Source organism: Pinibacter soli (genome assembly GCF_029961145.1).
Classification (GTDB): domain Bacteria; phylum Bacteroidota; class Bacteroidia; order Chitinophagales; family Chitinophagaceae; genus Pinibacter; species Pinibacter soli.
The window spans coordinates 258,862-284,657 of the sequence record NZ_JASBRG010000001.1 but is presented as its reverse complement, the minus strand read 5'-3'; the positions used below and the strand labels follow the sequence as shown (position 1 = coordinate 284,657).

The 25,796-nt window shown below is 40.2% G+C and carries 21 protein-coding genes; 10 read left to right on the top strand and 11 right to left on the bottom strand.

The genetic code is table 11. The features are described 5' to 3' along the window. The first annotated feature begins 66 nt into the window (after positions 1-66). The 5 genes from QJ048_RS01165 to QJ048_RS01145 all read left to right on the top strand — a co-directional run bounded on the left by QJ048_RS01165 (position 67) and on the right by QJ048_RS01145 (position 5,814). Complete coding sequence (locus QJ048_RS01165; RefSeq protein WP_282332479.1) at positions 67-450, top strand: RidA family protein; 384 nt, start codon at positions 67-69, stop codon at positions 448-450. 43 nt (positions 451-493) lie between these two features. After that, positions 494-1,474, top strand: a complete 981-nt coding sequence (locus tag QJ048_RS01160; protein WP_282332478.1) for a 3-hydroxyacyl-CoA dehydrogenase family protein — start codon at positions 494-496, stop codon at positions 1,472-1,474. Between the two features lie 27 nt (positions 1,475-1,501). Further along, positions 1,502-2,827: a sugar MFS transporter gene (locus tag QJ048_RS01155; RefSeq protein ID WP_282332477.1), complete on the top strand. Its 1,326-nt coding sequence runs from the start codon at positions 1,502-1,504 to the stop codon at positions 2,825-2,827. A 125-nt stretch (positions 2,828-2,952) separates the two neighbouring features. Beyond that, positions 2,953-4,254 carry an aspartate aminotransferase family protein gene (locus QJ048_RS01150; RefSeq protein ID WP_282332476.1) on the top strand — a complete coding sequence of 434 codons (1,302 nt, stop codon included), beginning with the start codon at positions 2,953-2,955 and terminating at the stop codon, positions 4,252-4,254. Between the two features lie 120 nt (positions 4,255-4,374). Continuing rightward, positions 4,375-5,814, top strand: coding sequence for a hypothetical protein (locus QJ048_RS01145; protein WP_282332475.1), 1,440 nt, complete (start codon positions 4,375-4,377; stop codon positions 5,812-5,814). Positions 5,815-5,817: 3 nt separating this feature from the next. On the opposite strand, the gene QJ048_RS01140 is transcribed toward QJ048_RS01145, so the two are convergent. After that, positions 5,818-6,687, bottom strand: coding sequence for an AraC family transcriptional regulator (locus tag QJ048_RS01140; protein ID WP_282332473.1), 870 nt, complete (start codon positions 6,685-6,687; stop codon positions 5,818-5,820). 102 nt (positions 6,688-6,789) lie between these two features. Then, the gene (locus QJ048_RS01135; RefSeq protein WP_282332472.1) at positions 6,790-9,441 is read right to left on the bottom strand and encodes a glycoside hydrolase family 2 protein; all 2,652 of its coding nucleotides are present in this window, start codon (positions 9,439-9,441) and stop codon (positions 6,790-6,792) included. A 787-nt stretch (positions 9,442-10,228) separates the two neighbouring features. On the opposite strand from QJ048_RS01135, the gene QJ048_RS01130 reads away from it, so the two are divergent. Further along, positions 10,229-11,032, top strand: coding sequence for a tetratricopeptide repeat protein (locus QJ048_RS01130; protein WP_282332471.1), 804 nt, complete (start codon positions 10,229-10,231; stop codon positions 11,030-11,032). A gap of 6 nt (positions 11,033-11,038) precedes the next feature. Then, positions 11,039-11,590, top strand: coding sequence for a hypothetical protein (locus tag QJ048_RS01125; protein WP_282332470.1), 552 nt, complete (start codon positions 11,039-11,041; stop codon positions 11,588-11,590). 364 nt (positions 11,591-11,954) lie between these two features. Here QJ048_RS01125 and QJ048_RS01120 read toward each other — a convergent pair whose 3' ends face one another. The 6 genes from QJ048_RS01120 to QJ048_RS01095 all read right to left on the bottom strand — a co-directional run bounded on the left by QJ048_RS01120 (position 11,955) and on the right by QJ048_RS01095 (position 15,970). Then, complete coding sequence (locus QJ048_RS01120) at positions 11,955-13,034, bottom strand: fatty acid desaturase family protein (protein ID WP_282332469.1); 1,080 nt, start codon at positions 13,032-13,034, stop codon at positions 11,955-11,957. A gap of 83 nt (positions 13,035-13,117) precedes the next feature. Continuing rightward, a complete protein-coding gene (locus QJ048_RS01115; protein WP_282332468.1) occupies positions 13,118-13,564 on the bottom strand; it encodes a cold-shock protein in 447 nt (148 codons plus the stop codon). A gap of 347 nt (positions 13,565-13,911) precedes the next feature. Then, on the bottom strand, positions 13,912-14,163 hold the full coding sequence (locus tag QJ048_RS01110; protein WP_282332467.1) for an RNA recognition motif domain-containing protein: 252 nt from the start codon (positions 14,161-14,163) through the stop codon (positions 13,912-13,914). 51 nt (positions 14,164-14,214) lie between these two features. Then, positions 14,215-14,505, bottom strand: a complete 291-nt coding sequence (locus tag QJ048_RS01105) for a hypothetical protein (protein WP_282332466.1) — start codon at positions 14,503-14,505, stop codon at positions 14,215-14,217. Positions 14,506-14,545: 40 nt separating this feature from the next. Then, positions 14,546-14,824 (bottom strand): RNA-binding regulator, encoded by a 279-nt coding sequence (locus QJ048_RS01100; protein WP_282332465.1) that lies wholly within the window; start codon positions 14,822-14,824, stop codon positions 14,546-14,548. A gap of 414 nt (positions 14,825-15,238) precedes the next feature. Then, positions 15,239-15,970 (bottom strand): GntR family transcriptional regulator, encoded by a 732-nt coding sequence (locus tag QJ048_RS01095; protein ID WP_282332464.1) that lies wholly within the window; start codon positions 15,968-15,970, stop codon positions 15,239-15,241. A gap of 295 nt (positions 15,971-16,265) precedes the next feature. Here QJ048_RS01095 and QJ048_RS01090 point away from each other — a divergent pair, with 295 nt between their 5' ends. Together QJ048_RS01090 and QJ048_RS01085 are read left to right on the top strand one after the other, a co-directional pair. Then, positions 16,266-18,101, top strand: coding sequence for a class I mannose-6-phosphate isomerase (locus QJ048_RS01090; RefSeq protein WP_282332463.1), 1,836 nt, complete (start codon positions 16,266-16,268; stop codon positions 18,099-18,101). A gap of 44 nt (positions 18,102-18,145) precedes the next feature. Further along, the gene (locus QJ048_RS01085) at positions 18,146-19,045 is read left to right on the top strand and encodes an ROK family protein (RefSeq protein ID WP_282332462.1); all 900 of its coding nucleotides are present in this window, start codon (positions 18,146-18,148) and stop codon (positions 19,043-19,045) included. A 122-nt stretch (positions 19,046-19,167) separates the two neighbouring features. Here QJ048_RS01085 and QJ048_RS01080 read toward each other — a convergent pair whose 3' ends face one another. After that, positions 19,168-21,561: a TonB-dependent receptor gene (locus QJ048_RS01080; protein WP_282332461.1), complete on the bottom strand. Its 2,394-nt coding sequence runs from the start codon at positions 21,559-21,561 to the stop codon at positions 19,168-19,170. Between the two features lie 663 nt (positions 21,562-22,224). Here QJ048_RS01080 and QJ048_RS01075 point away from each other — a divergent pair. Beyond that, positions 22,225-23,685 carry a S41 family peptidase gene (locus tag QJ048_RS01075; protein WP_282332460.1) on the top strand — a complete coding sequence of 487 codons (1,461 nt, stop codon included), beginning with the start codon at positions 22,225-22,227 and terminating at the stop codon, positions 23,683-23,685. Positions 23,686-24,010: 325 nt separating this feature from the next. Here QJ048_RS01075 and QJ048_RS01070 read toward each other — a convergent pair whose 3' ends face one another. Further along, the gene (locus tag QJ048_RS01070) at positions 24,011-24,508 is read right to left on the bottom strand and encodes a quercetin 2,3-dioxygenase (protein ID WP_282332459.1); all 498 of its coding nucleotides are present in this window, start codon (positions 24,506-24,508) and stop codon (positions 24,011-24,013) included. 266 nt (positions 24,509-24,774) lie between these two features. Continuing rightward, a complete protein-coding gene (locus QJ048_RS01065; RefSeq protein WP_282332458.1) occupies positions 24,775-25,374 on the bottom strand; it encodes an HD domain-containing protein in 600 nt (199 codons plus the stop codon). Positions 25,375-25,796 lie beyond the last annotated feature (422 nt).

Genomic DNA, 25,796 nt, shown 5'->3' with positions numbered 1-25,796 from the left:
AGAAAATCACAATGATGGGATGGTAGATGATTTCGTTTTACCCTCCATTGCATAATTAACATACTTATGGATAAGATACAAGTGAATCACCCCAATAGAGATCCTTCATTCGTGACTGGCGCTTACTCAGATGGCGTGATAGTGGATGGCTTTTTATTTGTGAGCGGACAGGCTTCTGTCGATTTCAAAACATCGCAGTTCATTCTTGGCACGATAGAAGAGGAAACGACACGCACGCTCGATAATATCAAAGCGATCATTGAAGCAGCAGGCGGAACAATGGACAGGATTGTAAAGAGCACCGTTCATTTGAGTGATATCACTGAGTTTGATCGATATAACAAAGTGTATGCAAGCTATTTCAAAGGTGTAAGGCCTGCGAGAACCACCGTGCAATCTGTTTTGGCAGAAGGTATAAAAGTGGAAATTGATTGCATCGTGAAATTGTAAATGATGAATGTGTGATGTTAAAGATTAATCCATATCGTAACCAATGAAACAAATTGAAACTAAAAAAATAGATGTGGGCGTAGTAGGGCTTGGTCTGATGGGGACAAGTCTTATTGTGTCGCTGCTGATTGCGGGCCACAAGGTTAAGGCAATAGCACCGATCAAAGAAGATATGGTAGATGCACCACAGCGTATTCGTGAACACCTGTTGATTTGCGAGGATGCAGGAACATTGGACAAGCCGGTGAATGCTTATTTGTCGCAACTCGTGATCTCAGAAGATTATCTTTTGCTGGCTCCTTGTGATCTTGTATTGGAGTGTGTAATCGAGATGGCGGAAATTAAACGTGCTGTTTATAAAAAAGTAGAAGCGATTATAAGCTCTGATGCTATTCTTGCCAGCAACACGTCGGCAATACCGATCAGCGAGTTACAAAAGGGACTTGTTGCACCGCAGCGTTTCCTGGGTATACACTGGGCGGAACCTTCTTATTTCACACGCTTCATGGAAATTACTTGCGGTGCGCAAACAGATGCGGGACATGCAGAATGGGTTTATGAACTTGCACATCATTGGGGCAAAGAACCAACCTTGTTGCGCAAAGATATCCGCGGCTTTGTTACCAATCGCCTGATGTATGCCGTATACAGGGAAGGTTTGAGCATTGTTGCTAAAGGCGATGCGACATTTGAAGATGTTGACAAAGCATTCAGGTATGATGTAGGTTCGTGGATAACGCTAATGGGCATATTCAGAAGGATGGATTATCTCGGTCTCAAAGATGCATTTGAATCGTACAACAGATTGGCGCCACAGTTTTGTAACGACGAACAAATTCCGGCGCTCATGCAAAAAATGGTAGATAAGAATGCAAAAGGCACACGCAATTGCCTCGGTCTTTATTCTTATACGCCTGATGAAGCAAAGCGATGGGATGAAGCATTCGCAGCGTTTAACGTGGATATTTACAGGCTTGCAGCGATGTATCCTTCGCAACGTGAGAAGAAGAAAACGAGCGTATAAACACAAAACAACCAAACATAACCGGCAATGACAGCAAAGACCAAATCATATATTTATCCGCTTTCGATCATAGCAACGTTGTTTTTTTCGTTTGGCTTTTTGATGTGGCTCACAGGCATCTTGATTCCTTATTTTCAAATATGCCTCGATCTGTCAAACGTACAGGCGTCGCTCGTAGCGTTCGCTTCCTACATTGCATATTTCGCCATGGCACTTCCAAGTGCATGGGTGTTGAAACATAGCGGCTACAAGAAGGGAATGGTAATCGGATTGATTATAATGGCCCTTGGAACCGTCTTGTTTATACCTGCTGCATATACACGCACGTATCCTTTGTTTCTTACAGGTCTGTTCATTACAGGAGGAGGGGTTACGTTGTTGCAAACTGCCGTTAACCCTTATGTTGCGATCATTGGACCTATTGAAAGCACGGCCCAGCGAATTGGCTTCATGGGGCTTGCCAATAAATTTGCGGGCATTCTGAGTACCGCCATTCTCGGTTCCATTTTTTTGTTTGACGCAGATGCGATCGTTGGGAATGTAAGCAGGGTGTCACCGGTGGAAAAAGCCGCGCTTTTAAATAGCTATTCTTTAAAGATCGTTGATCCTTACATTATCATTACAGCAATTCTGCTTGCACTTGCCGTGATCATATATTTTTCCAAAATGCCCGAGATAAACGAAATGGGCGAAGACGCCGGTGAAGAAACTTCGAATGTTGAACACAAGTCGAGTGTGTTTCATTATCCGTATTTATTGATCGGGGTTGTTGCACTTTTCTTTTCTGCAGCGTGTGAAGGATTGCCGATTGATGGCATTGTTATTTACGGCAGATCACTTGGCGTGCCTTATGAAGAGGCGCGACATTTTACACAATATACTTTGTACGCAATGATTGCGGGATATGCCGCAAGCACGATTCTTATTCCGCGATTCATATCACAACAAAAAGCACTGTTGTGGAGCGCCATTTTGGGTATTGGGTTAACGATAGGAGCGTATTACAGTTCCGGTGAAGTTTCCATGTATTGCCTTGTGTGCACAGGTTTCGGAGCAGCAATGCTTTGGGGAACGATATGGGGACTGGCAATTAGGGATTTAGGAAAATTCACGAAAGTAGGTTCAGCCATGCTGTTGATGTCGGTTGTGGGCGGCGGTATTTTCCCTTTGTTGTTTGGGAAATTAATTGATCTGAATAGCATAAGGCCACAGAATGCTGTGCTCGTGCTGGTTCCATGTTATCTCGTGTTGGTATTTTTTTCTAGCAAAGGATATAAGATCGAAAATTGGAGATCAAAAGTAAAAAGTAAAAAAGCAAATGTAAAAAGTTACGCTGAAGAACAAGAAGCGTAGGGATGAATTGCATTCGCCCTGTAACCCCAGCGACAGTTGACCGTAAAAAAGCAGGCAGATTGTACCTGGATTTTTGACTTTTTATTTATGCGTTTTCATAACGTCATTTAAAACCGAATTAGATTATGGAGATTGTGTCTTACGCGAAATCCGCGTCTCTGCTGGAAAGAGCGAAAAAAGTTTTGGCAGGAGGCGTTTCGTCGGAATTTAGAAAATACAATCATCCGCATGCGATTTTTTATAGTCATGCAGATGGCAGCCGCATATACGATGTAGATGGCAACGAATATCTTGATTTTACGTTGAGCCAGGGACCATTGATCATCGGACATTCTCACCCTCATGTTCTAAAGAGTGTTGGAGACTATACAGAGAAAGGGCAATTGTTTGCAGGACAACATATAAAAGAGATTGAGCTTGCAGAAAAGTTGAACAAGCTTATTCCTTCCGCAGAGTTAATGCGTTTTTGCCTGGATGGCTCATCTGCGGTGCACACGGCGTTTCGCGTAGCACGTGCAAAAACAGGAAGAAAAAAGTTTCTTCGTTTCGAAGGGCATTATCATGGATGGTTTGATAATGTGGCGTGGGGACTTTCTGGAAATGCCGCGGCGTTGGGAGAGCGTGATGCACCTAATAAATACCCATGGAGTGAAGGGTTGCCGGAACACGCGAAAGATGAGTTCATCATTCTTCCATGGAACGATCTTGCATTGCTAAAAGAAACTGTTGAAAAATATCAGGATGAAATAGCTGCGATCATCACTGAGCCGGTTATGTGTAACAATGGCTGTATTCTTCCGGAGCAAGGCTTTTTGGAAGGTATGCGTGAATTGTGTACAAAGTATGGCATTGCACTAGTTTTTGACGAGGTGATTACTGGCTTCAGGCTTTCGCTGGCAGGAGCACAAAAATATTTTGGCATCACTCCTGATATGTCCATCTTCGCGAAGGCCATGGGAAGTGGTTATCCGATCAGTGCGATCGTGGGAAAGAGAGAATGGATGAATGCGATTGAAGACGCGAAAGTGATACATGCAGGCACCATGAACGCCAGCAATCCAACCATTGCTGCGGCGCTTGCTACTATTGAGGTGCTTGAAAAAGAACAGCCTTATGAGCGAATGTTCCGATTGGGAATTCAATTGATGGAAGGTTTGAGGAAGGCAGCAGCGGATGCAAGCCAGGAACTGCTTGTGCAGGGGCCGGGACCAATGTTCAATACTGCATTTACAGATCTTGCAGTAATCAAAGATCATAGAGATACGCTGGCTTGTGATAAAGCAAGATTGGGAAAATTTATTGCAGCAATGCATGATCGTGGTGTGCGTATAATTGGAAGAGGTTTATGGTACATTAATGCAGTGCATACTCAAGAAGATATTGATCATGCGATTGAAGTGGCCGGTGAAGTGTTGAGGAAAATGTGATAATTTGAAGATTTGAAAATGTTGGGCTCTCACATTCACAACTAAGGGACTAAGGGCACTCTTAGTGGTAAGTATTTGAGATTATAAATTATAAACATTGTTATTGCATAAAAAGTAAAAATGAAACTTCGGGTTTTTATAATTGTGTTGATGGCGTGGCCAATGCTTTCACAAGCGCAAAAATTGCTTGTGAAAAGTGGTGTGGCGCAGGCAAACATTACGCCGCCTGTTGGTTGCAGGCTGGCGGGACATTTTTATGAGATCATTTCTACCGGTATTCACGATTCATTATGGGCCAAAGCAATCGTACTACAACAAGGCAAAGAAAAATACGCTTTTGTGTTTTGCGATCTTATTGGCATTACTGCAGATATTTCGTCAAAAGCCCGCACTATGGCCAGTGAGCAGACGCTCATTCCGATAAGTCATATCATAGTGGCTGCCACGCATAGCCACACGGGCCCTCTTTTTTACGGGTTTCAAAGAAATTATTTTCATGATAAAGCATTGCAAAAAGGAGAGGACACACATGAAAAAAATGATTACCCAACATTTCTCGAAAAGCAAATTGTTCGTGCTGTTGTGAATGCGAACGCACACATGAATACGGTGGTCATGGAGGTGTTGGTTGATACTCAAAACTTCTCTCACAACCGGCGCTACTATATGAAAGACGGAACGGTAATGTTCAACCCCGGCCCATTGAATCCAAACATTGTGTCTCCCGCAGGACCCGTTGATCCTGATGTTGAGATGTTACTGGTTTGCGATGCGAAATCTGGAAAAGCTCTTTCAGGCCTTACTGTTTTTGGCATGCATGCCGATTGCGTTGGCGGTACTGAGATCGGCGCTGATTATCCTTATTATCTCGAACAGTCACTGAAAAAGCATTTCGGTAAAAATTATTTTTCTGCTTTCGGACTTGGCCCTTGCGGAGATGTGAATCACATTGATGTGACGAAAGATTTACCGATCTATGATTCTGTCTATCCTCAGCAATTTGGTAAAGCGCTTGCTTCGACTGTCATCGATAACGTTTCAAAAATGAAAAAGGTAAAAGCGCCTGCGCTGGCGATGTTGTCGCAAAAAGTTTCATTGCCTTTGCAAGTTCCTTCGCAGCAACAAGTAGACTCAGCGAGAATCATCATTAATGGTTTGTATGAAGCCAAAGAAACCGGCGCATATGTAAAGAATGCGGGTGGTGAAGCGGGTGATTTTTTGAAGCGTGTGGAAATGAGCAAGTATTTGAATTTATCACAACGCAAGCAAACAATAGAAGAAGAAGTGCAGGTGTTCAGGATAGATAACGAGACCGCCATTGTTGGCGTACCCGGCGAAATATTTGCAGCGCTCGGACTTGCTATAAAAAAGGCTTCTCCGTTCAAAAATACAATCGTTATTACCGTGTGCAACAACAGAACAAGTTATATTCCCACACGCAAGGCATTTGCCGAAGGCAGTTACGAAGTAACGAACTCTATTGTGATGCCAGGTTCCGGTGAAATGCTTGTAGATGCAGCTGTTGATCTGTTGCGTAAATTGAAACCAGCGCAACAATAGTTTTTAAATAGACAAGGTTTTCCTGTATTCGCTTGGTGTCATGTTTTTTATCTTCTTGAATTGGCGGTTGAAATTTGCCAGCGAGTTATAACCGCAATCATAGGCAATGCCAACGACATTGTGATCTTTTTCTCCCAGTAGCTTACATGCATGGCCCACCCTCACAACATTAAGATATTCCGTGAAAGTCATTTTGTGATGCTGTTTAAAAAAGTTGCAAAACGCAGTAATGCTCATGTTGCCTACTGCAGCTATTTCATGCAATGGTATATCGCTGCTGAAGTTGCGCATGATATGATCAGTGATTTTACTGAACCTGTCTGAGCAGTTGGATGCCTGTACCGTTTGTTGGTAATTAGGATTTGCAAGCAACTCATATTCCCTGCAAGTGGAGAGTATATCGAAAATGGCGAAAAGAGATGATAATCTTTGCAATCCGTTTTGGTGCAGCATTTTTTTCATCAGGCAATTGATCTGTTCACGTGCCTTGCCACTGATTGCCATGCCTCGTTTGGATCGTTGCAGCATTTTTTTTAGTGGCTCCAGTTCAGGAATATTTAAAAAGAAATCGCCAAGAAATCCTTCCACAAATTGTATTACGATCGCTTCGGCTTCAGTATCACCGTTGCCATTCGCATATTTTTCATCGTTCACCCATACGTGTGGCAGTGCAGGCCCCATGAAAACAAGGTCTTCTTCATCGAAATAACCAATGTGGTCGCCCACCATTCTTCGGCCGGTGCTTTTGGTAATAAGCACCAACTCGTATTCTGGATGGTAATGCCAGGGGTAAGGGAAGTAGGTTCCCCTTTCCTGGAATACTATAAACGATTTGTCAATTTCCTGCGGCAAGCGGCATTCAATAGCTTTCATGGCACAACAATCTTATGTAATGGGAAAATACTGGATATACGTGGAATTTCAGTGATTTTTTTGTTGAAAGGCAGAATATTTGTGTGGTTGTTTTGCTCCCAACTATTTTTTTACCGGCAACCCCGTCTGTGGCCATGTTGAGACTTGCGACACCTTGTTTAATTCAATGCTTGCTGCACCGGAGACCGGTACTACATCGACATTCCAGCCATCTATTAATATTAGCGGCTGATCACCTTTCAACTGTGATGCATCTGCTTCAATTGTGATGGCGCGGCTTTCGTTTGGTGCCAGCGATATATAGTTGTCGGTATAGTACACAGGCAATACACGCTCTTTCGATTTTTTGCCATACAACTGCAAATGCGCCATCAGTGCGGGTTTTGTCGTTGGGTTGCGCAATGTAACATGCAACAAACACTTTCCCCCCTTATCTTCCCTGCTCACAGTTGCCAGTAGTTTTACAACAGCTAATTTGTCAAGGTCGCTCAATTTATCAGCATTGGAAGGCAGCGCCTGCCAGTAAAAATTGTTTGAAACCTGTTTGCCTGTCACGTCATTCAAAATTAGTTGCACAAAGTACACTGATGAATTTGCAGTCACGGATAAATTTCCAATGGTGGTAGCAGAACTTGCAGCAGCCGACACCGCAGCAGATCGTTGAAGCACCACCGTGCCATCCAGGTTGTATACGGTTATTTGCGCTTTGCCATTAAAGGTATTTGGCAAATTGTTGATCACCTGTACTGTGTTTTCTTTTTCATTCAATTGTATATGCACCGGCTCGCAACCCTTTCGCACAGCAAAGAGTGACGCATTTGGCTCAAGGTCATGATGGTACAACTGCCACACAAAACTTGGTTGTGCCGGATTGCTCATCCACGTAATCACTCCGGTTGCAGGATTAAAAAGTTTGGCATTTCGCCCTTCATACATTGCCCTGAAAGCCTCGTAGTTGGCAAGTTGCGCCTTTCGCACAAAGTCTGCGAGGTTGATCACCTTTCCATATCGCTCGTCAATCATTGTGCGGTAGTTTAATCCTTTTTGTGCACCATTGGCAAAATCGTGCTCCGCCCAATCGTTATTGATTACTTCCCAATCCTCCTTTGGCATCATGCCATGAATGGATTGCAGAGTAGGTACGGACATGCTGCCGATCTCTGTTTTAAAAGCTTCATTGAAAGTGTAGTATTCAACTGGTTTGCGCCATCGGTAGGGTCCCCCTGAATTTACTCCCCGTCCTTCTGTAGAGCTTGGTTGGTACAGACGAACCGGTTCCAGTTCTCTCATTAATTTTCGCAACGCACTGTCGATATTTGCCGGAGGATAACCTTCATTGCGTGCGCACCAAATAGCAATAGACGGATGATTGCGAAAGCGAACGATCTTCTCTCTAACATTGGCAATATACAATCCGATGTCTGTTGGGTTCGGACCATCGCCCGGATTTGGCTGGAAAAATTCGTCCCATAACATAATGCCATACTTATCGCAAAGATCATACAGATCTTCATTGGTGCTTTGTCCCACCCAATTACGGATCATCGTATAGTTCGCAATCTGGTGCATACGTACCTGCGCCTCCAAACGTGCGCGGGACACCCGTTTCATTGCCTCGTCCATTCCCCAGTTGCCACCTTTGCAAAACACTTTTACACCGTTCACAGTAACTGTAAGATTTTCAGCGTCTTCTAAACCGTAAGTGATTTTGCGAATGCCAAATGAAATGTTTTTGCTATCAGACAATTGGCCATTTACCTCGAAACTTAATTTCAAGTTGTAAAGATTTTGCGGGCCATATCCATTTGGCCACCAAAGGTTCGGATTGCTGACATGTAGCTGAGCAAATTTCCGGGGATCAAAAATAAGTTCCTGGGATGAATTTGCAGTGAGGGTTACAGCTTGTTCAAAAACAACATTGCCGAACGAACCTTTCAATATACCCTGCACGGGTTTGTCCGTAGTATTTTCTACGGTGGCACGTATGCTCACATCTGCAGATTTTCGATTTGGCAGTGATACATCACTTGTCACCAAAGGATCTTTAATGCGTACTGCTCCTGTCGATGCAAGGAAAACCTTTTGCCAGATGCCTGTATTGCGGTCACGAATAGCCGGTATCCAGTCCCAACCTATCGAGCAGAGAAAAGTGGGGCCGTCAATGGCAGACTGACCGCCGTTTGGACCCATCCCATCCTTGATCGTGTGTTCATGCGAGATGCCTGGATTTGGTTGCGGAGATACATGTACCGCAACTACTGCTTTACTGCCGGCGGAAACAATGCCGGTGATATCAAAAATGCCCCTTGCGAAAGCGCCTTTCATTTTCCCCACCTGCTTTCCGTTTACCCACACATCCGCTTCATAGTTGATACCGTCGAAGTTCAGCCAAATTTTTTTTCCGTTGTAGTTTTTGGGTACTGCAAATGCTGCTCTATACCAATAGTCAGTACGGCAAAGTGTTTCCGGTATTTTATCGGGCCTGTTATTTTCTCCATACAAAGGATCCGGATAAACTTTGTTGTGCACGAGCGTAGTGAGTACGGTGCCTGGTACTACAGCTTCGTACCAATCTTTCGAAGTGAAAGAAGTTGTCGAAATCAAAGCTCCGGACGCTGTAACCTTTGCAGCCTCTTTCATTTGCCAACCGGACGCTATTTCGTTTTGAGCACTGTTTTGTGCATGAGTAAATTTTACGACAAACAGACTTATCATTACCGGGATGTAAAAAACGGGACGGGAGAATATTTTCATTGCAAGCTTTTTTGATATCGTACCCTTTGCTTTAATTGAAAAGGCAGAACAAGATAATCGTTTTGCGAGAGTGTTTTTGGCATGGACTCTCAAAACTACAAATTAAGATTTTGCAACTTTGTAACTGTCCTGCGTCGTCCTGAGAAAAACTTCGGCAAGGGAAAACAGAAAGACTCGTATATGGCTTTCCGTTGTAAACACTTTGATGAGTAGAAAAGTGTTCATACATTTCGAGATAGATTGTAGGTACAAAAAAAATAAAGGAACAGATAGGCAACGCTCATAAGCGATGCGGCATATCCGCGCCAGCTCGGAAGGAAAAATTAGAAAAATATGAGAAAAAATGTGATGCGCAGAAAATATTAGCCCCAATGAATTGTTTCAGTGCTGTTCGAGATGTTCCGCAGGACATCTCGAATGATAGATTTAATGGGATTTTAATTGAACAATGATCAGTCGATTGAGGGATTTTAAAATCCCTTGTTATCTTTTATTCGACATGTCCTGCGGAACATGTCGAATAGCGTGGCTAAAATATATACATCATAATCCCTGTTCGTGCAGGTATATGTAAGTATGCAGAGCAGTATAAATATTCAACAGCTAAGTATTATGAAACGGCTAAAGATGAAAGGGGATTTAATACGCATTACCGAAAGTAAATACAACAGCTGTTGGTGCAGCTAACGCACAAGGCTATGCGACACACCAACAGCGGCGATCTTGCTGATTAATGGGAACACCAACGTGGGCGAAAATAAATATCGGTAGAAATTAAAAAAGTTTTATGGTAAAAATTAAATTCATTCTTTTATTCGCAATTATTATCGTCACAAAGTGTGAAGCACAAGTCAATTTTGAAGCTGCAAAACAGGAATATCTTTTCGGGGATTTATCTCGTGCAATTGAAATGTTTACAAAGACAATAAGTTTGAACGACAATAGAGCAGAGTCTTATATGTATAGAGGTACTTCGTATGCATTTCTCGGAAATTTTTCGAATGCTATTAAAGATTTGGATTCCTCACAGTTAATTAATCCAGCAACTGATAAAATCTTTTACTATTATGGTAAAGTTTACCTAATGAAAAAAGATTATAAAAAAGCGTACGATTATTCTTTACGTGCGTTGAAAATTAATCCTAAAGACCCGTTGATATTGGATCAAATTGCCGCGTCACAAATAATGCTTGGTAACTATAAGGATGCAATAGATTTGGAAATTAAAGCAATTAACATTGATTCGTCAAATCTAATATTTTTTTCTAACAGGGGGTTTGCTAAACTTAAATTGGGCTTATATGAAAGCTCTATTGATGATTTTAGCAATTCTCTGAAGATTAAACCTAGTCAAAAAGCCTATGCCAATAGAGGGATTGCTTATTATTCAATGAAACTTTTTCAAAAAGCTATTAGTAATTTTTCTGCCTCTCTCTCAATTAGTCCGGACGATGGTGAAGTTTATTATTACAGAGGATTGTCATATAAGAAATTAGAAGATCTTGCATCTGCTTGTCAGGATTTAAATGCAAGCAAGAAATTTGGATATCAAAAAGCTTCTATCGAACTTGAGAAAATGAAATGCAATTAAAAAAGAATGAATTTTAGAAGAATAAGAACGGCAGTGCTGATGTTAAGTCTATTTGCAAGCAGAGACTGTAATGCCCAATCCGGTTCTAAATATGGAATGCCATTAAAACAGGACGTGTTTTTTGGATGTTTAGGACACAATAGAGGAATTATATCAGTGAATTATGAAAGAAAAATATATGCAAGTAAACCGCAAACTTTTTTTTATAATTTAAGTACAGGTGTAGGTTACACTCCGGGGGGTAAATCTTATGACAAGCAAATCCCAGGTAGCTGTTATGTTCCATTAACGATGTATTGCCTTGTTGGAAAAAAGGCAAGCTTTGCTCAGATTGGAATTGGATACACAGCAGCGTTTGGCCCTGATTTTGTCGACTCAACTGGAGCGCCTCCTGTGATTCATAAAAAATTTGAATCTGCATATACGCTAAGCCTCGGATATAGGTATATGAACAAGTATGGAACAATTATTCAAGGCTATCCATTGTTGCAGTGGACGGACAATCCTAGTAATGAATTTTCAATTGGATTTGGTATTTTTTTGGGATTTGCTTTTTAAAGTTTCGATGGAGAACACCTTTTAAAATTAATTTCGATTGAACTGAAGAAAATACCCGAAGTTATATTTTATGCATATCCATTGCCCTAATACTCTATAGATTTGTTTGGAATTCGTCATCGGACTAGTGATCCACATTTGAGCCAATTCTTTTTGAATTTGGTTTTTCAGTGTTGCAAATATTATCAACTGCTTAAAGGCGTTCAATTTTTTGTAATTTTAGATAGAACGTGATCGCTTTAAGCAGGAGTAATTCGTGGAATATCGGGTTATTGAAATGATGGAATATCGATCCAGACTGCATTTGAGGAGTTGGGTTACAATCCCACCCTCACCGCAGAATAGATTAATCATTTCAAGTCCATCACAATAATGATGGCTTTTGCCCCATTGATTTTATAAACCGGAAATGCGACGCAATAGCGGCATTCATTGTGGGAATACTGTTGTATGGTAATTGAAAAGCCTGGCATTCTTCCTTTACAAAACGGCTGATGGCAGGATAATGTACATGGCTTATTCTTGGAAATAAGTGATGTTCTATCTGGTAGTTTAATCCACCAACAAACCATGACAGGATCTTGTTGTTCGCAGCGAAATTCGACGTTGTTTTCACCTGGTGCACTGCCCATTCATTTTCCAGCTGCTTTTCATCGCCTTCGGCAAATTCAAAGACGGTATCTTCTACCACATGCGCAAGCTGAAACACGATTGATAAAGTAAATCCCAAACCAATATGCATGCATATAAAATAAAGCAGCCACAATTTCCATCCGACAATCATGATAGGAATAACCAAATAAAAGAGGATATATAATACCTTACTGCTCCAAAACAAAATATGGTCGGCAGTTTTCATTTTTGTAAGCGCTGTATTGCAAATTTTTCGTTTGTAATATTTTTCAAAATCCTGGTATAATACCCAAATAACCGAACTGAAAGCATAAAGCAAAGGTGTATATAAATGTTGCACACGGTGAGCCGCTACCCATCGCTGTGAGCTGCACATGCGTATAAAAGGACTTTTTGCAATATCATCATCGATGCCATCAATATTAGTATAAGTATGGTGAATGATATTATGTTTCTGCTTCCAGATAAAACTGTTGCCGCCCAAAGCATTCAACGTTAATCCTAGTGTGTTGTTGACCCATTTTTTGGATGAATAACTGGAGTGATTGGCATCATGCATAACATTAAATCCAATGAATGCTGAAACAAGACCAAGTAGTACGCTTGCTCCAACGCCCGCCAATAGCGGTAGTTTAACAAATAATAACGTGGCATACAAGGCAAGCGCTGTAAGAATAAAAATGACGGATTTAATATACAATCGAAAATTGCCTGTTTTCTTTAAACCGGATTGTTCAAAGTATCGGTCAACCGATTTTTTCAGCGAATTAAAAAATACTGCATTCCTGTTATTGTAAGTGACTTTTGTCATTGCTATGAATTCTGTTAAGTTGATGATAGAGCATTAAGTATGCAGCTTTGAATTATTGTCCGGATAGATACAGGCGAATATTATTATTTATTTCTTGAAACGTTAACGGCGGTATATCCTTTGGGGCCCCTTTCGCTTTCAAACTTCACTTCTTGTCCTTCCTGTAAAGGAAAATTTAAAGACGATTGATGCACAAATAGCCGCTGGCCGTTTTGGCTGTCTTCTATAAAACCAAATCCTTTTGCAGAGTTAAAAAAAGTTACAACGCCTGTACGAATCAGTTCTTCAGGTGTCAACTCTCTTTTCTTTGGCACACTTATCTCAATCTCATCCAGGCTAATTTCCCGTCGTCTTGTGTTCCCGGGGGGAACGGAAGTTAAATTCCCGTTTTCATCCAGGTATGCCATCATATCATCGAGGCTTTTGCCTTTATCCGAATTTTCTTTACGCTCCAGTCTTTTCTCTTCTTTCTTTTTGCGTTCAGTCCTTTTTTTATTTTCTCTATCTTTTTTATTCCAGCTGGTTGCCATATTACATTAAAGTTTGGTGAATGAATGTGAGTTTAAAGCGGTTCCGTTATATATCCCTGCCATATTTATATCATTTGGCCCCGACCAGTTGTGCAGTTGCGACAGTTGGATGATACTCCAGAGGTTTTTCGATTTGAGCTTATCATAAAAAAGTTTTTTAAGATGCTCATACTGAAAGCCAATGTGCAGGTGTGAAACATGCATAACCATAGTATGGGGATTAAAAAATGAATAAATATTTGAGAGAAATGGCGGATGTAAAGAGAAGGAGATGGTTTACACGGGCGATAAAACTCAAAGATATCACCATGAAGGTAGGCAATTAATTCCACAAGGCAATGCGAAGTTTACCATTTGGATCCTAAGTAAAGCTCGGTAACCGATATTTTCTTGCCATCCAAAAGTACGTTATGAAGCGATGCAATAGCCTGCCGGGCTTCTTGATCGACGGGCATTTCAACCATAGCGTTACAGTTTGAACGGCCATTCAATTTGTCCCTTATCACTTCTGCTGATGTTACCAGTCCAAAAGGAGAGAATAGCTTTCGCAGGTCACGATCCGCAGTATTCATACTAAGATTAAATATCTGTATATTCATACACTTTTTTTTAGTAGTGATATTCCTCAAATTCAGTTTGTTCGGACCGGATCAATTACCATAAAATAAATAAATTCCTCGTAACCAGTTAAACACAGACAATTCACTTTTGGCATTCACAGGCAATTGGGTTGAAATAAGTTCTTCCACTTTTAGTCCGTCGGTAACGGTCAGTTTTCCAATTGATTTACCAAAATAATTGATAATGAACAGGACCTGAAAACCGTTGAAAGGATCAAAGGTCTTCCGGTCAATTTCTTTGTTCTGTATAGAATGATTTGGTTCGCCTGACCAATTGTAATGCCTTTGGCGTAAATGTTCTTTTAAAAATATGAATGTCATCTTTTATTATAAGGTCGGCTCAGATAGTAATATACAATTATTACCAGCGCTTATTGAAGCCGTTGCTGCGATTTTCTTCTCTGGGCCTTGCTTCAGTCACTTTTACAGAGCGACCATCGATCATTTTTCCGTTGACTTCACTCATGGCTGTTTGTGCGGCTTTTTCGTCGGCCATTTCAACAAATCCAAATCCCCTGCTTTTATTGGTAAATTTGTCGGTAATAATTTTTGCTGCAGAAACGGTTCCATAATCTGCAAAAAGTTTTTTCAGATCTTCATCCTGGAAACTAAATGCCAGGTTAGACACATGCATATTCATTTTTGATGAATTATTAAGTAAATAATATTGAGAAAAATGGCGGATGTAAAAAGAGAGGAGAGAGTTTACAAGAGCTAAATAACTCAAAAGTTCCCAGTGAAGGTAGATAATTAAATCGACAACCTGGGATTATTTTAAATTTTAACAAACATCCCAACTGTATAGAGTTTCAAGGTTGTTGACTCGTTTGCTACAAAAAACGCTGAATATTTTTGCATCCAAATTGCCAGAATATCTCTTTTTGAGAAAAAAATGAACAGTCTTTTTTTGACAAGGCGGTCAATGAGCAGACGGTGTAAAACGGATATTTCAAGTTGGGAGATCCACTTAAGAAAAGAATACCGGAACGCGAAAGGCCTTGAATACCAAGATGGATTCAGGGCGTAGCGGTGTTGATAAATAGCTATCAATTTCTTACTCTCTTCTACTTTCAACCGTATATACAAAACTGTCGGCCCGGTAATAGCCCAGGTTGTATTCAATGGGGCGATCTCCCTGGTCAAACACATGTCTTTTTCTAAATAATACGGGACTGCCCGGTTCTATTTCAAGTTTGTCTGCAATGAACTTCGTGGCAGCCTGAGCCGTAATTTCTTCCTGGGACAATGTAGCTATGATATAAAGATCTTTTTCAAGAATCTCATAAAGCGGGCGTTTGAAGTCTTCCTCTCCCGTAAGCTCCACACGAGGGTGAAAATAGGAAATGAAATATACGAAAGGCCCTTCCGGCTTGCCTCTTAGACGCTCAAGCTTTAATATTTTTTTATCGGTGCCAATGCCAAAAAAGTCTGCGACCTGCTCATCCGGGTTCACCCAACTGACGTGCAGCTCAAAGTTTTTTATGGGGATTCCGCGAGCCTGCATTTCCTGTGAAAATGAAAGCCAGTTATTTGATTTGGAACTTATGGAGCCAGCGGCTACTCTAGTGCCAATACCTTTTTTTCGTATCAATAAACCTTCATAAACCAATTTGTTTAATGCCTGACGCAAAGTTGTACGGGAAATAGCCAGCTGTTTGGCCAAATCAACCTCATTTGGTAAGAATTTACCATTGGCATACTGCGGGTCGGCAATAAGATTTCTCAATAATTGCTCTGCCTGTAGGTGAAGTGGAACATAGCTTTTGTGGTCTATTGAAAGCTTCATTAAGTGCTTTTTTACGGGTTGGTTAAAATTATGAAAAAAAATTGTTGATACATGTATATGTTCGTATGTTCGTACATATTAATTTTTTGCTGGTTTTCCCTGCTTTACTTCGGGTTGGTGCTTAGGGTGCCGGGTCGAGAACGCATTGGCAAATGCAATAACAAAATTGACCTGTTAGCTTATGATAATGTAAGTTTAAGGGTCGTTTATAAAGACTAACAGTATTTCAGCCGGGCACTAATGAAAAACTAAATGATACATAATTCTATTTTATTAAAGATTTAAACTGACAGACATGCAAGTATCGTCAACTCAGAAATTAGAAGAAAAAGAAATTTCAACTAAAAAGAAGTTAACAGCTCCGATCCTAATGCCTCAGCGCGTTGAAAGTAGTAGAGAGTCTCTTAAAGAGTATGATATTTATCCATATCACTCCTTAGGGGAAGGAAAAATATTCGGAGGTTATGACACACTTGCAAAATGGATAGCGGACAAAAAGCAGGTAATAATAGATGGTTATAGTGGTGTTATCTGGGATGATGTTACCTCGGGCTTGCAGCAGAATTTTGCAGGTATGCCATACAAAGTAAAGTGGATAGATGTAGAGGAATACATGAAAAGCACCGATGAAATACAGAAAATGGTCGCTCCATTTTTAGGAACACCGGGCTCAGTGTGGGGAACAAAAGCTACACTCGAACTTCAGCAGTTTTTTCAAATGGAGAAGCTGAAAGATGTTCAGCCAGATGAAAACTATGACATAACGATAGCTTACGGAACAGGTGCCAGCTTGCTAACCTGGAATGTACCTGTGGTTTTCCTTGATGTACCTAAAAATGAAATACAATACCGGATGCGTGCATCAGAAGTTGGTAATCTTGGTACTGACATGATCTGCAAATCATCGGAAATGTATAAGCGCTATTTTTTTGTTGATTGGGTAGTGCTGAACAAGCATCGGAAAGATATTTACAACAAGATAACAGTGGTGGCCGATACGCAATGGAGAAACGAAATAAACTGGATATTTAAAAAAGATCTGGAAGTGGGGATTGAAAAACTAAGCCGATCCGTAATGCGTGCCCGTCCATGGTTTGAGCCTGGTGCATGGGGCGGACAATGGATGAAGGAAAGAATAAAAGGGTTGAATAAAGACGAGATAAATTATGCATGGTCGTTTGAATTGATCGTTCCTGAAAATGGAGTTGTTTTTGAAAGCGATGGGAATTTGCTTGAAGTACCTTTCGACCTGTTGATGCTGAAAAAGAATAAAGAAGTGATTGGGAAACATGCTTCTTTTTTTGGAGAAGAGTTTCCAATCCGGTTTGATTTTCTTGATACGTGGAATGGAGGAAATCTTTCCATACAGTGCCATCCTTCGCTTGATTACATTCGCAAAAAATTTGGAGAGCATATTACGCAGGATGAAACTTACTATATTCTCGACTGCAAAGAAGGAGCTAATGTATATCTTGGTTTTCAGGAAAATATTGAACCTGCTGCATTCAGGACAGTTTTGGAAGACAGCCAAAAAAATAAGGTTGAAGTTGACATCAGGAAATATGTGCAATCTTTTGATGCTAAAAAACACGATTTATTTTTGATACCAAACGGAACAGTGCATAGTTCGGGAGCAAACAATGTTGTTCTTGAAATAAGTGCTACGCCTTACATTTTTACATTTAAGATGTATGATTGGCTGCGTCTGGACCTCAATGGTGAACCTCGTGCTATCAATATTGATCACGCTTTCAATAACCTTAGGTTCGAACGTAAAGGCGATCGTGTTCAAAACGAATTGATCTCAAAACAATCGGTGATAAAAGAGGGTGCGGACTGGCAATTGATACATTTGCCCACTCACGAATTTCATTTCTATGATGTAGAAAGGGTTGAATTTGATTCAACAGTTACGCTTGATACAAATGATAGTTGCCAGGTATTGATGCTTGTTGAAGGCTCTTCTATATCTGTAGAAACTGCAGATGGGACACGCTCAACATTCTACTATGCTGAAACGTTTGTAATACCTGCGGCAGCAAAAAGTTTTACAATTACCAATACAGGAAAAGAGAGAGCAAAAGTGGTAAGATCGTTTCTTAAAGAGAATATTGATCACTGGAAAAAATAAACGGTTGCTGTTGTATCTTAATGAATTATTCCAAATCAAATTACATGCAATCAAATAACCTGGTTGTTTGCGCAGATGTAGGCGGCTCGCATATTACATCATGTTTGCTTGACCTTGAAACGCGGCAGCTTATAAAATCATCAGAGGCTAGAGTTGCAATTGATTCTCATGCTGAAGCAGATAAAATAATTTCAGACTGGAGTAAATGCATCGGGCAATCAATAGGCAATAGTCACGTGCAGAAAATTTGCATAGCAATGCCTGGCCCCTTCGATTATGAAGTGGGTATTTGTTTGATAAAAGGACTTGACAAATATCCTCATCTGTATAGTCTTAATGTGAAAGAATTGCTTGCGCAAGCACTTGGTTTTTCTGCAAAAGATATTTATTTAAATAATGATGCAGCGTGTTTTTTACAAGGCGAAGTGTTCAGTGGAAGCGCAATGGGTTATAATACAGTAATAGGTGTAACACTGGGCACTGGGCTTGGCACCGCGGTTTGTCGCAATGGCCTTGCACACAGCGCCGATCTGTGGCGCTTTCCGTTTAAAGCTAGCATAGCCGAGGAATATATATCTACACGTTGGTTTGTGAAAAGGCATTTTGAAATGAGTGGTAAAAAGATAATCGGTGCCCACGAACTTTCTACATTGATTTCAAAAGATCCAAATGCGTCAATAATTTTTGAAGAGTTTGGCCATAACCTTGGTTGTTTTCTTGCAGCATTTATGGAAAAGGAAAAGCCCGAATCCATCGTAATTGGCGGTAATATAGCGAAAGCATATTCTTTCTTTAAAGACACGATGGAAAATGAAATAAGAAAGGTCAACAAAGAAATAGTGATCACAACGGCTGTGTTAGGTGAAGATGCAATGATGATTGGTGCTGGCGCAGGTTGGTATATGCAAACTAAAGTAGAAGAAGAAAAAACGCTTAGGAGCTGAGAGGATGTTTGACATAAACGATCGTCTGCTTGCAAAAAGATTGTGTAGATAAAAGACCTGACAGGTTTTTAAAATCTGTCAGGTCCGGTACCGTAAGAACAAAATTAACGGCTTGTTGTGTTTTATTTAATCACTTGCTCAAAATGCGTAAGCAGGCCGTCTTTTGTTATGCCTTCAATCACAACACGGAAAGATTTTGTTATATCATTATTATAAAAGCTCAGATCGATTTTTTTACTTTTTGCATTGGATCTTAGCAATGGATTCCAGTATAACGTGGAACGAACATCCAATTGATCATTTTTAGAATCGTATATGTCATAGTTCGGTGAGTAAAATTGTTTAACAATAGTGTAGCCAATAATAGTGTTAGATGATAATCCGCTTGAACCAGCCACCCTGTCATCGCCCTTACGTGTATAAATGGCGATGGCACCATTGCTGCCACCAAAGCCGCCCATAAAAGGAGGTCTGAAAACTTTTACATACGCAATGTCGCTCACAGGAAAGGTTTGAAGCATTTCTACGTCTGTATGAATCTCATCAAGAAATAAACCCACACCGCCGCCACCGCGCCATTTAAAAGTGGTGGGAAAACTCGTTGTATTGATCTGCAATCCGGCAATCCTGCCTTGCAGATAAGAAAAGATATCGCCATAAGCCCCGCTGGCAGGGTCATTGATAAGATCAAACTGATAGCTATCGCCATGGGAAAATAGCCCACTTGTATATTTTGCATCCAATACATCTACAGAAGGTTTCTTCCTGGCCGTAACAGTAACTGTTTGTAATACCTGGGCTTTGTCTTTGTTAATGATATCGAAATATTTCAGGACCATCAGGCTGTGACGCGATGCACCTGTTGTGTCAAATGACGGAGTGACGTACTGCAGGTTTTTGCTGAAGTTTGTGTAGTTAGGCGCAGGCAAACGATCGATCGAAAATTTTGCAGTGGCTTGTTTAAGAAATTTTGATTTTAAACTAAAGTATGCTTTGATAGTGTCAAAAACGAGCATTTCCGGATCGCCAAACGTACCGTCTTTCGCAACATCCATAATCTCCAGCCTGGACCTGGTGGAGTCTTTTAATATAATAGCCACGCTTTCTTTTCCGCTCAACTGGCTTTTTGGAACACCAAAAAGTTGTCCCGTCAGGTGCAGGTAGGTGTTGTCGCGGGGATGTGTAATTGCAGGCAATTTGCCTTTCGTTACATCTTCCCACTTGTATCTTCTCCATCCGTTGGTAAGCATTACCAGATCTAGCTGCTGCGTTATTGAATCGCTGTTATTTGAAAAATAATAAGCAGGGTTGTTTATTTTTCCTCTTACATCGCTGCTTAATAAGAAATGCGAGATGATATTTTCAGAAGTATCTTTTTCAATACTCATGTCTGTTACTGCAATCGAGAGATTGGCGTCCTGCAGACTATCAGGAATTTGAATTTCAAGTTCATTTCTTTTTCGTTTATTCAAATCGCTTTTCTGCACTTCCATTATAGGTTGAAAAGCGTATTCGTTATTGTTGATAAACGTGATTCGTTCAGCGATTGGTGTCCAGTTTTCATCAAAAAGTGTGAAGGTTAAAACACCCGACAAAAGTTCTTCCGTTGGAATGATCCTGCCAACGCTGCTGTTTTCATTCAGGCTGATGTCATTCGTAAAAACCAGGCCCTGGTTCATCGTCCCCACAAGATGGAAATCTTGCGGCGCTTTCTCGTTGCTGGCGCCGGTGCTAATACGTATCACTCTTTTTGTATCTTCTATCGTCATCTGCATTGAAACGCCTGATGGTTTAATGGTAGGTAGAACAGATGTATGTTCTTTGTCTTTTTCATCAATCCATTTCACGGTATAATCAATTCCCTGTTGTGGCGTGAAAGAAAAACTTCCCATGCCGTCATGCACAGATGAAAAGCTTTGAATTAAAGTGCCTTTACTGTCCTCGAGCGTTCCCTTTATTTCAACGGGCCTTCCATATTGGTCGTTGGCTTTAAAGGCAACTCTATTTGTTACTCCCCTTATAATATCTCCGCCTTCGGGAAAAAACTGTATGGAAGAAATAATGGCTGGTGCAGTATGAGGAGTTTCTGTAGAAGCTTTGAGCAGTATGTGAATGTCTTTGTTATATAAAAAAGCGGTATCAAAATTCAGCATCCATTTCGTATAGGCTCTTACATGCAGCGATCTGTAGTTATAGTTCTGGGGTATTTCAAATTGTCCATTGGTGGCGCCACTCAAAACCGGACTAACTACATGAGAAAGAACAGTGCCATTGTCTGCGACCCAATCCACGTACAGTGTTTTGCTTTGTGCAGAAGGCAAACCTCCTTCCAGTAAATAAGCTTTGAACCAAACAGTTTCCCCGGCACAGTATGAGGATTTATCGTAGTGCAAATAAATTTTCTCCGGGGCATAGCTTTTGGAGATTTTTAATACAGTGGAATCAAGTAATGACTGGCTGTTTGCATATCGGAAAAATGTACACAGGCAAATAAGTACGAATAAAAGTTTCTTCATAACGGGTTTCGTTTAGTATCTGGCGGTTGGTCGTTGAAACTACTTTGGTAGCTTTTGGGTGAAGGTAAAAGGTTACACCGGCCATTTTTGAAGGGCTGAAAATAGCAGTTTTAAAAAATATTTTTTGGGCGTTAACTTAAAGATTGCAAATCGATGGAACGATATGAATTGTAAATACGATTGAAAGCTGTGCGAAAACAAAGACAGCCGCTTACTCAAGCTCCAGGAATTTTTTTCCTTTATTTTTAGTCAATAAAATGTTAATGTACACTGACCAACAGCTTCTTTAACAACAGCTTCTTTGCTTGGTGAATTATTTTTTGACATATTGGAGTTCGAAATTTGATGCCCTGTAGTTGCTCAAAACCTATAACACTCTACATGAAACGAATCGCCTTAGCCCTCTTGTTTGTGTCAATCGCAATTAACGTTGGATTTTCTCAGGATAATAGCAATGACTTAAGTCCCGGGTTTAAAAAAGACGTGAACGTTAAAGAGTTTGACAATGGCTCCAAAATTGAGTCAATCAAAACCGATAAAACGACCATAGAAAATTTAAAAGTATTGGGATTGATTTGGGGTTTTTTAAAATACTATCATCCGAATATTGCAAAAGGCGAATATAATTGGGACTATGAACTATTCAGAATTTTGCCACAGATTTTGAATGCTCAAAATAGTAGCGAAAGGGATATTTTGTTGATCCGATGGATCAACAAATTTGGAAGCTTTAAAGAGACTAAAAACAATGATGAACAATTCGTGGATTCAAAATTAAGACCCGATGTAGAATGGATAACCGCCTCAAATATTTTCGCGGAACTTTCTCAACTTCTACTCAGAATTAAAAATGCTAAAAGAAACAACGAAAATTATTTTACTGAACTTGAGTTTGGAAAAGGATATCCGACTTTTAAAAATGAAAATTCATATGCAGCCGTGAAATTTCCCGACGTGGGTTTTCGCATGTTGGCGCTATACCGATACTGGAATATTATACAATATTATTTTCCTTATAAAAACTTAATAGAAGAGGATTGGAAGAATGTGCTGTCTGAATTTATACCCAAATTTATCAATGTACAAAATGAATTGGAATACCATCTGATCTCACTGGAACTTATTGCAAAAATTAATGACACGCACGCTAACATTTGGGGAGGCAATGCTGTGTTGGGAAGATATTTTGGGGCAAGAATTGCTGCACCTGAATTAGTCTTCATAGATAATAAGGCGGTTGTAAAAGACTTCTATGATGAAAAATCTGAAAAAGAAACCGGGCTGAAAAAAGGGGACATTATCACAGAAGTTAACGATATAAAAATTGATGAAATAATTGCTGCTAAATCTAATATAATGCCCGCTTCAAATCATGCCGCACAACTAAGAGACATTGCTATGAAATTATTTCAAACAAACGATAGCTTGATTAATATAGGCTACTTACGAAATGGAAATGCCGACAGGAAAACACTCAAAACATATCCAATTCGCGAGATGAATTTTTACAAAAAATATTTAAAGAAAGACAGTTGCTTTAAAAGGATAAATCCTGAAATCGGCTATCTACATTTAGGTTCTATTAAATCGAAATATTTACCTTCTATTTTTGAAACAGTAAAAACCACTAAAGGACTGATAATCGATTTAAGGTGCTACCCATCTGAATTTGTTGTGTCTGCCCTTGGCCAATATCTTATGCCTAAAGAAACACAATTTGCAAAAATTACGGAAGGAAGTGCAGAATGGCCCGGGCTATTTACATTTAAAAGTCCCTCAACAGTGGGGAAAACAAACAAGGAATATTACAAAGGCAAAATAATAATATTGATCAATGAGCTTACACAAAGCCAGGCAGAATATACCACAATGGCTTTTAGAGTTGCTCCTAACGCAAAGGTTGTAGGCTCCACTACAGCCGGGGCTGATGGTAACGTAAAACAATTCTATTTGCCTGGAGGGATATTGACAATGATAAGTGGGCAAGGAATCTATTATCCGGATGGAGGGGAAACACAAAGGATTGGTATAGTGCCTGATGTTGAGGTGAAGCCAACCATTGAAGGAATTAAAAATGGTGCAGACGAAGTTTTAAATAAAGCAATTGAAATAATCAATAAATGAAATGAGTGCGGGATGCTAAACGAAATATCCAAACAGTATCGCTTTACTGTAATAGCTGTGAACAAGCTGTTCTACATACCCTTCAGAGCATGTAGAACAGCTTTATTTCGTAATTGACGATTCAATGTCGTTTAGTACCTAACTTTTCATTTGATGTTAACGATTAATAGTGAAAGACTGCTTGTCATCCCGACCAAGGAGGGATCTGAGTGATTTATTTAAACGGCACGCTGGCGCAAAACCCAGATCCCTCCTTCGTCGGGATGACAAGCAACATTCTTTTAGTTTTTCAAATAGCTTAACTAAACGACATTGAATTGACGATTTACAAAGAGGGTACAATCCTCACACCAAGCGCTTCATTTACGCGAACTTGTTTTTCAAAAAAAGCTTCAGGTAATTTGCCCGTTATTGGCGGAAGTTCCAGTTTTTCTGCTTTTTTGCCGCAGGCAATAAACATCTCTTCAAAGCCGCCGGGAGTAATGAGCAAAAGGGTGCTCGCTGTTTCTGATATCAGTTGAAAAGTATGCGGAATTTTTTTTGGCAAAAGCACATAATCGCCCGCTCTGGCGATAATTGTTTGCTCGCCGATTTGATACATGATTTCTCCTTCCAGAATGTAATTGCTTTCATCTTCGCGTTCGTGCACATGAAGGGGAGGTCCAAAGCCCTTACGCATCGACATTTTTAGGAGGCTGAATGAACCGTTTGTTTCTTCGGAGCTGACTAGAATAGTCGCGAGGTTTGGACCGTACCAGTAAGATCGTTCCAGATGTTCTTCAATTGGCAAATGCAACAAAGGTTGCGTCATCACATTGTTCATGGTTGTGTGTTTAGTTTGTTTATAGTTGCTGCCATACAAGTTAGTAAGGGGAAGTCTGTTGTTACAGTACAGGAAGTATCGAATGGCAATTGCAGGGCATGAAGTGTTATTGCCTATGAATGGAGTGTTTGTGTAGCGTTATGCATTTCACACAAAAAAGCCCGCAATGTCTATTTTGCGGGCTTTTTTGTCAGGTTGTTCAGGATGTTCCACAGAGCATGGAATCTTTTAAGAACCACAATTGTCGGTTACTATTTTTTCATCCGTCAATCAATACTTTTTCTAAGAATTCCTTTCTCAACACTTTCGTTGATCAGATTCTCAGCATATTCCCAAATCGCAGTGGAACCTTCTTTGATTGCCTTTTTCTTGTCGTAAACTTTTTCATAAGGCACATCAAATTCTTTCCATGTGCCACCGTTGTTGGAGGTGTTTTGAAGCAGCGGCTCGAGTCTGTCCATTGATTTTGCAAATTTTGCATCATCGGTTATGCCATCTTCAAATTCCTGCCAGATCGCAATGAATTCCTTGGCTTGTTCCTTTGGTAAAAGTCCAAATAAACGTTTTGCTGCAATCAGCTCTTGCTCAGTGTTGGTGTGGCTTTTTGTGGTGTCGTACAAAAAGGTGTCGCCTGCGTCAATTTCAACAATATCGTGGATCAAAACCATTTTCAAAACTTTAAGAACATCTATCGGCTTGTTGGAGTGTTCTGCCAATACAATCGTCATCATTGCCAGGTGCCAACTGTGCTCCGCATCATTTTCATTTCTATCGCTGTTGAATAACTTGGTTTTCCGGAGTATATATTTTAGCTTATCAATTTCCTTTATGAAAGTTATTTGCTTTAGTAAATTATCGGTCTGCATTGTTGCTAAGATTTTGAAAATAACGGCAAGGTATCATACAAATAAATCGCATTGCCGAACCATAAATTTACAAAGTATTTTTTGCGTTTCGATGTAAGGGGGAAGCCATTGTAAGCGATAAGGAAAGAGACAAGTCAACATTCGCTTATAAAGGAATGCTTATTAAAATGTGCTTGCTGCTTTTTCCCTGGTGCATCTATAGTTATCAGCCAACCCCATAAGTTAAGTCTAAATATTTTGTGAAACATTTAAGGCTTTTGCTATTAATTCACAGCAACGGTTATCATTACACGAATGCCCTTATCGTCTCATTCTCTAAGTGCGTAGGCTTTTGTTAATTGTCTTTTTTTATAATAATCAAGTCTTTAATAAAAACCAGATACAAACAAATGAATGATGCTATATGATGTTTGGACTTTCAG

What these genes read in the sequence shown, in the direction of transcription:
- QJ048_RS01165 (WP_282332479.1), top strand. Translation starts at nt 67, where the DNA reads ATGGATAAGATACAAGTGAATCACCCCAATAGAGATCCTTCATTCGTG.
- QJ048_RS01160 (WP_282332478.1), top strand. Translation starts at nt 494, where the DNA reads ATGAAACAAATTGAAACTAAAAAAATAGATGTGGGCGTAGTAGGGCTT.
- QJ048_RS01155 (WP_282332477.1), top strand. Translation starts at nt 1,502, where the DNA reads ATGACAGCAAAGACCAAATCATATATTTATCCGCTTTCGATCATAGCA.
- QJ048_RS01150 (WP_282332476.1), top strand. Translation starts at nt 2,953, where the DNA reads ATGGAGATTGTGTCTTACGCGAAATCCGCGTCTCTGCTGGAAAGAGCG.
- QJ048_RS01145 (WP_282332475.1), top strand. Translation starts at nt 4,375, where the DNA reads ATGAAACTTCGGGTTTTTATAATTGTGTTGATGGCGTGGCCAATGCTT.
- QJ048_RS01140 (WP_282332473.1), bottom strand. Translation starts at nt 6,687, where the DNA reads ATGAAAGCTATTGAATGCCGCTTGCCGCAGGAAATTGACAAATCGTTT.
- QJ048_RS01135 (WP_282332472.1), bottom strand. Translation starts at nt 9,441, where the DNA reads ATGAAAATATTCTCCCGTCCCGTTTTTTACATCCCGGTAATGATAAGT.
- QJ048_RS01130 (WP_282332471.1), top strand. Translation starts at nt 10,229, where the DNA reads ATGGTAAAAATTAAATTCATTCTTTTATTCGCAATTATTATCGTCACA.
- QJ048_RS01125 (WP_282332470.1), top strand. Translation starts at nt 11,039, where the DNA reads ATGAATTTTAGAAGAATAAGAACGGCAGTGCTGATGTTAAGTCTATTT.
- QJ048_RS01120 (WP_282332469.1), bottom strand. Translation starts at nt 13,034, where the DNA reads ATGACAAAAGTCACTTACAATAACAGGAATGCAGTATTTTTTAATTCG.
- QJ048_RS01115 (WP_282332468.1), bottom strand. Translation starts at nt 13,564, where the DNA reads ATGGCAACCAGCTGGAATAAAAAAGATAGAGAAAATAAAAAAAGGACT.
- QJ048_RS01110 (WP_282332467.1), bottom strand. Translation starts at nt 14,163, where the DNA reads ATGAATATACAGATATTTAATCTTAGTATGAATACTGCGGATCGTGAC.
- QJ048_RS01105 (WP_282332466.1), bottom strand. Translation starts at nt 14,505, where the DNA reads ATGACATTCATATTTTTAAAAGAACATTTACGCCAAAGGCATTACAAT.
- QJ048_RS01100 (WP_282332465.1), bottom strand. Translation starts at nt 14,824, where the DNA reads ATGAATATGCATGTGTCTAACCTGGCATTTAGTTTCCAGGATGAAGAT.
- QJ048_RS01095 (WP_282332464.1), bottom strand. Translation starts at nt 15,970, where the DNA reads ATGAAGCTTTCAATAGACCACAAAAGCTATGTTCCACTTCACCTACAG.
- QJ048_RS01090 (WP_282332463.1), top strand. Translation starts at nt 16,266, where the DNA reads ATGCAAGTATCGTCAACTCAGAAATTAGAAGAAAAAGAAATTTCAACT.
- QJ048_RS01085 (WP_282332462.1), top strand. Translation starts at nt 18,146, where the DNA reads ATGCAATCAAATAACCTGGTTGTTTGCGCAGATGTAGGCGGCTCGCAT.
- QJ048_RS01080 (WP_282332461.1), bottom strand. Translation starts at nt 21,561, where the DNA reads ATGAAGAAACTTTTATTCGTACTTATTTGCCTGTGTACATTTTTCCGA.
- QJ048_RS01070 (WP_282332459.1), bottom strand. Translation starts at nt 24,508, where the DNA reads ATGAACAATGTGATGACGCAACCTTTGTTGCATTTGCCAATTGAAGAA.
- QJ048_RS01065 (WP_282332458.1), bottom strand. Translation starts at nt 25,374, where the DNA reads ATGCAGACCGATAATTTACTAAAGCAAATAACTTTCATAAAGGAAATT.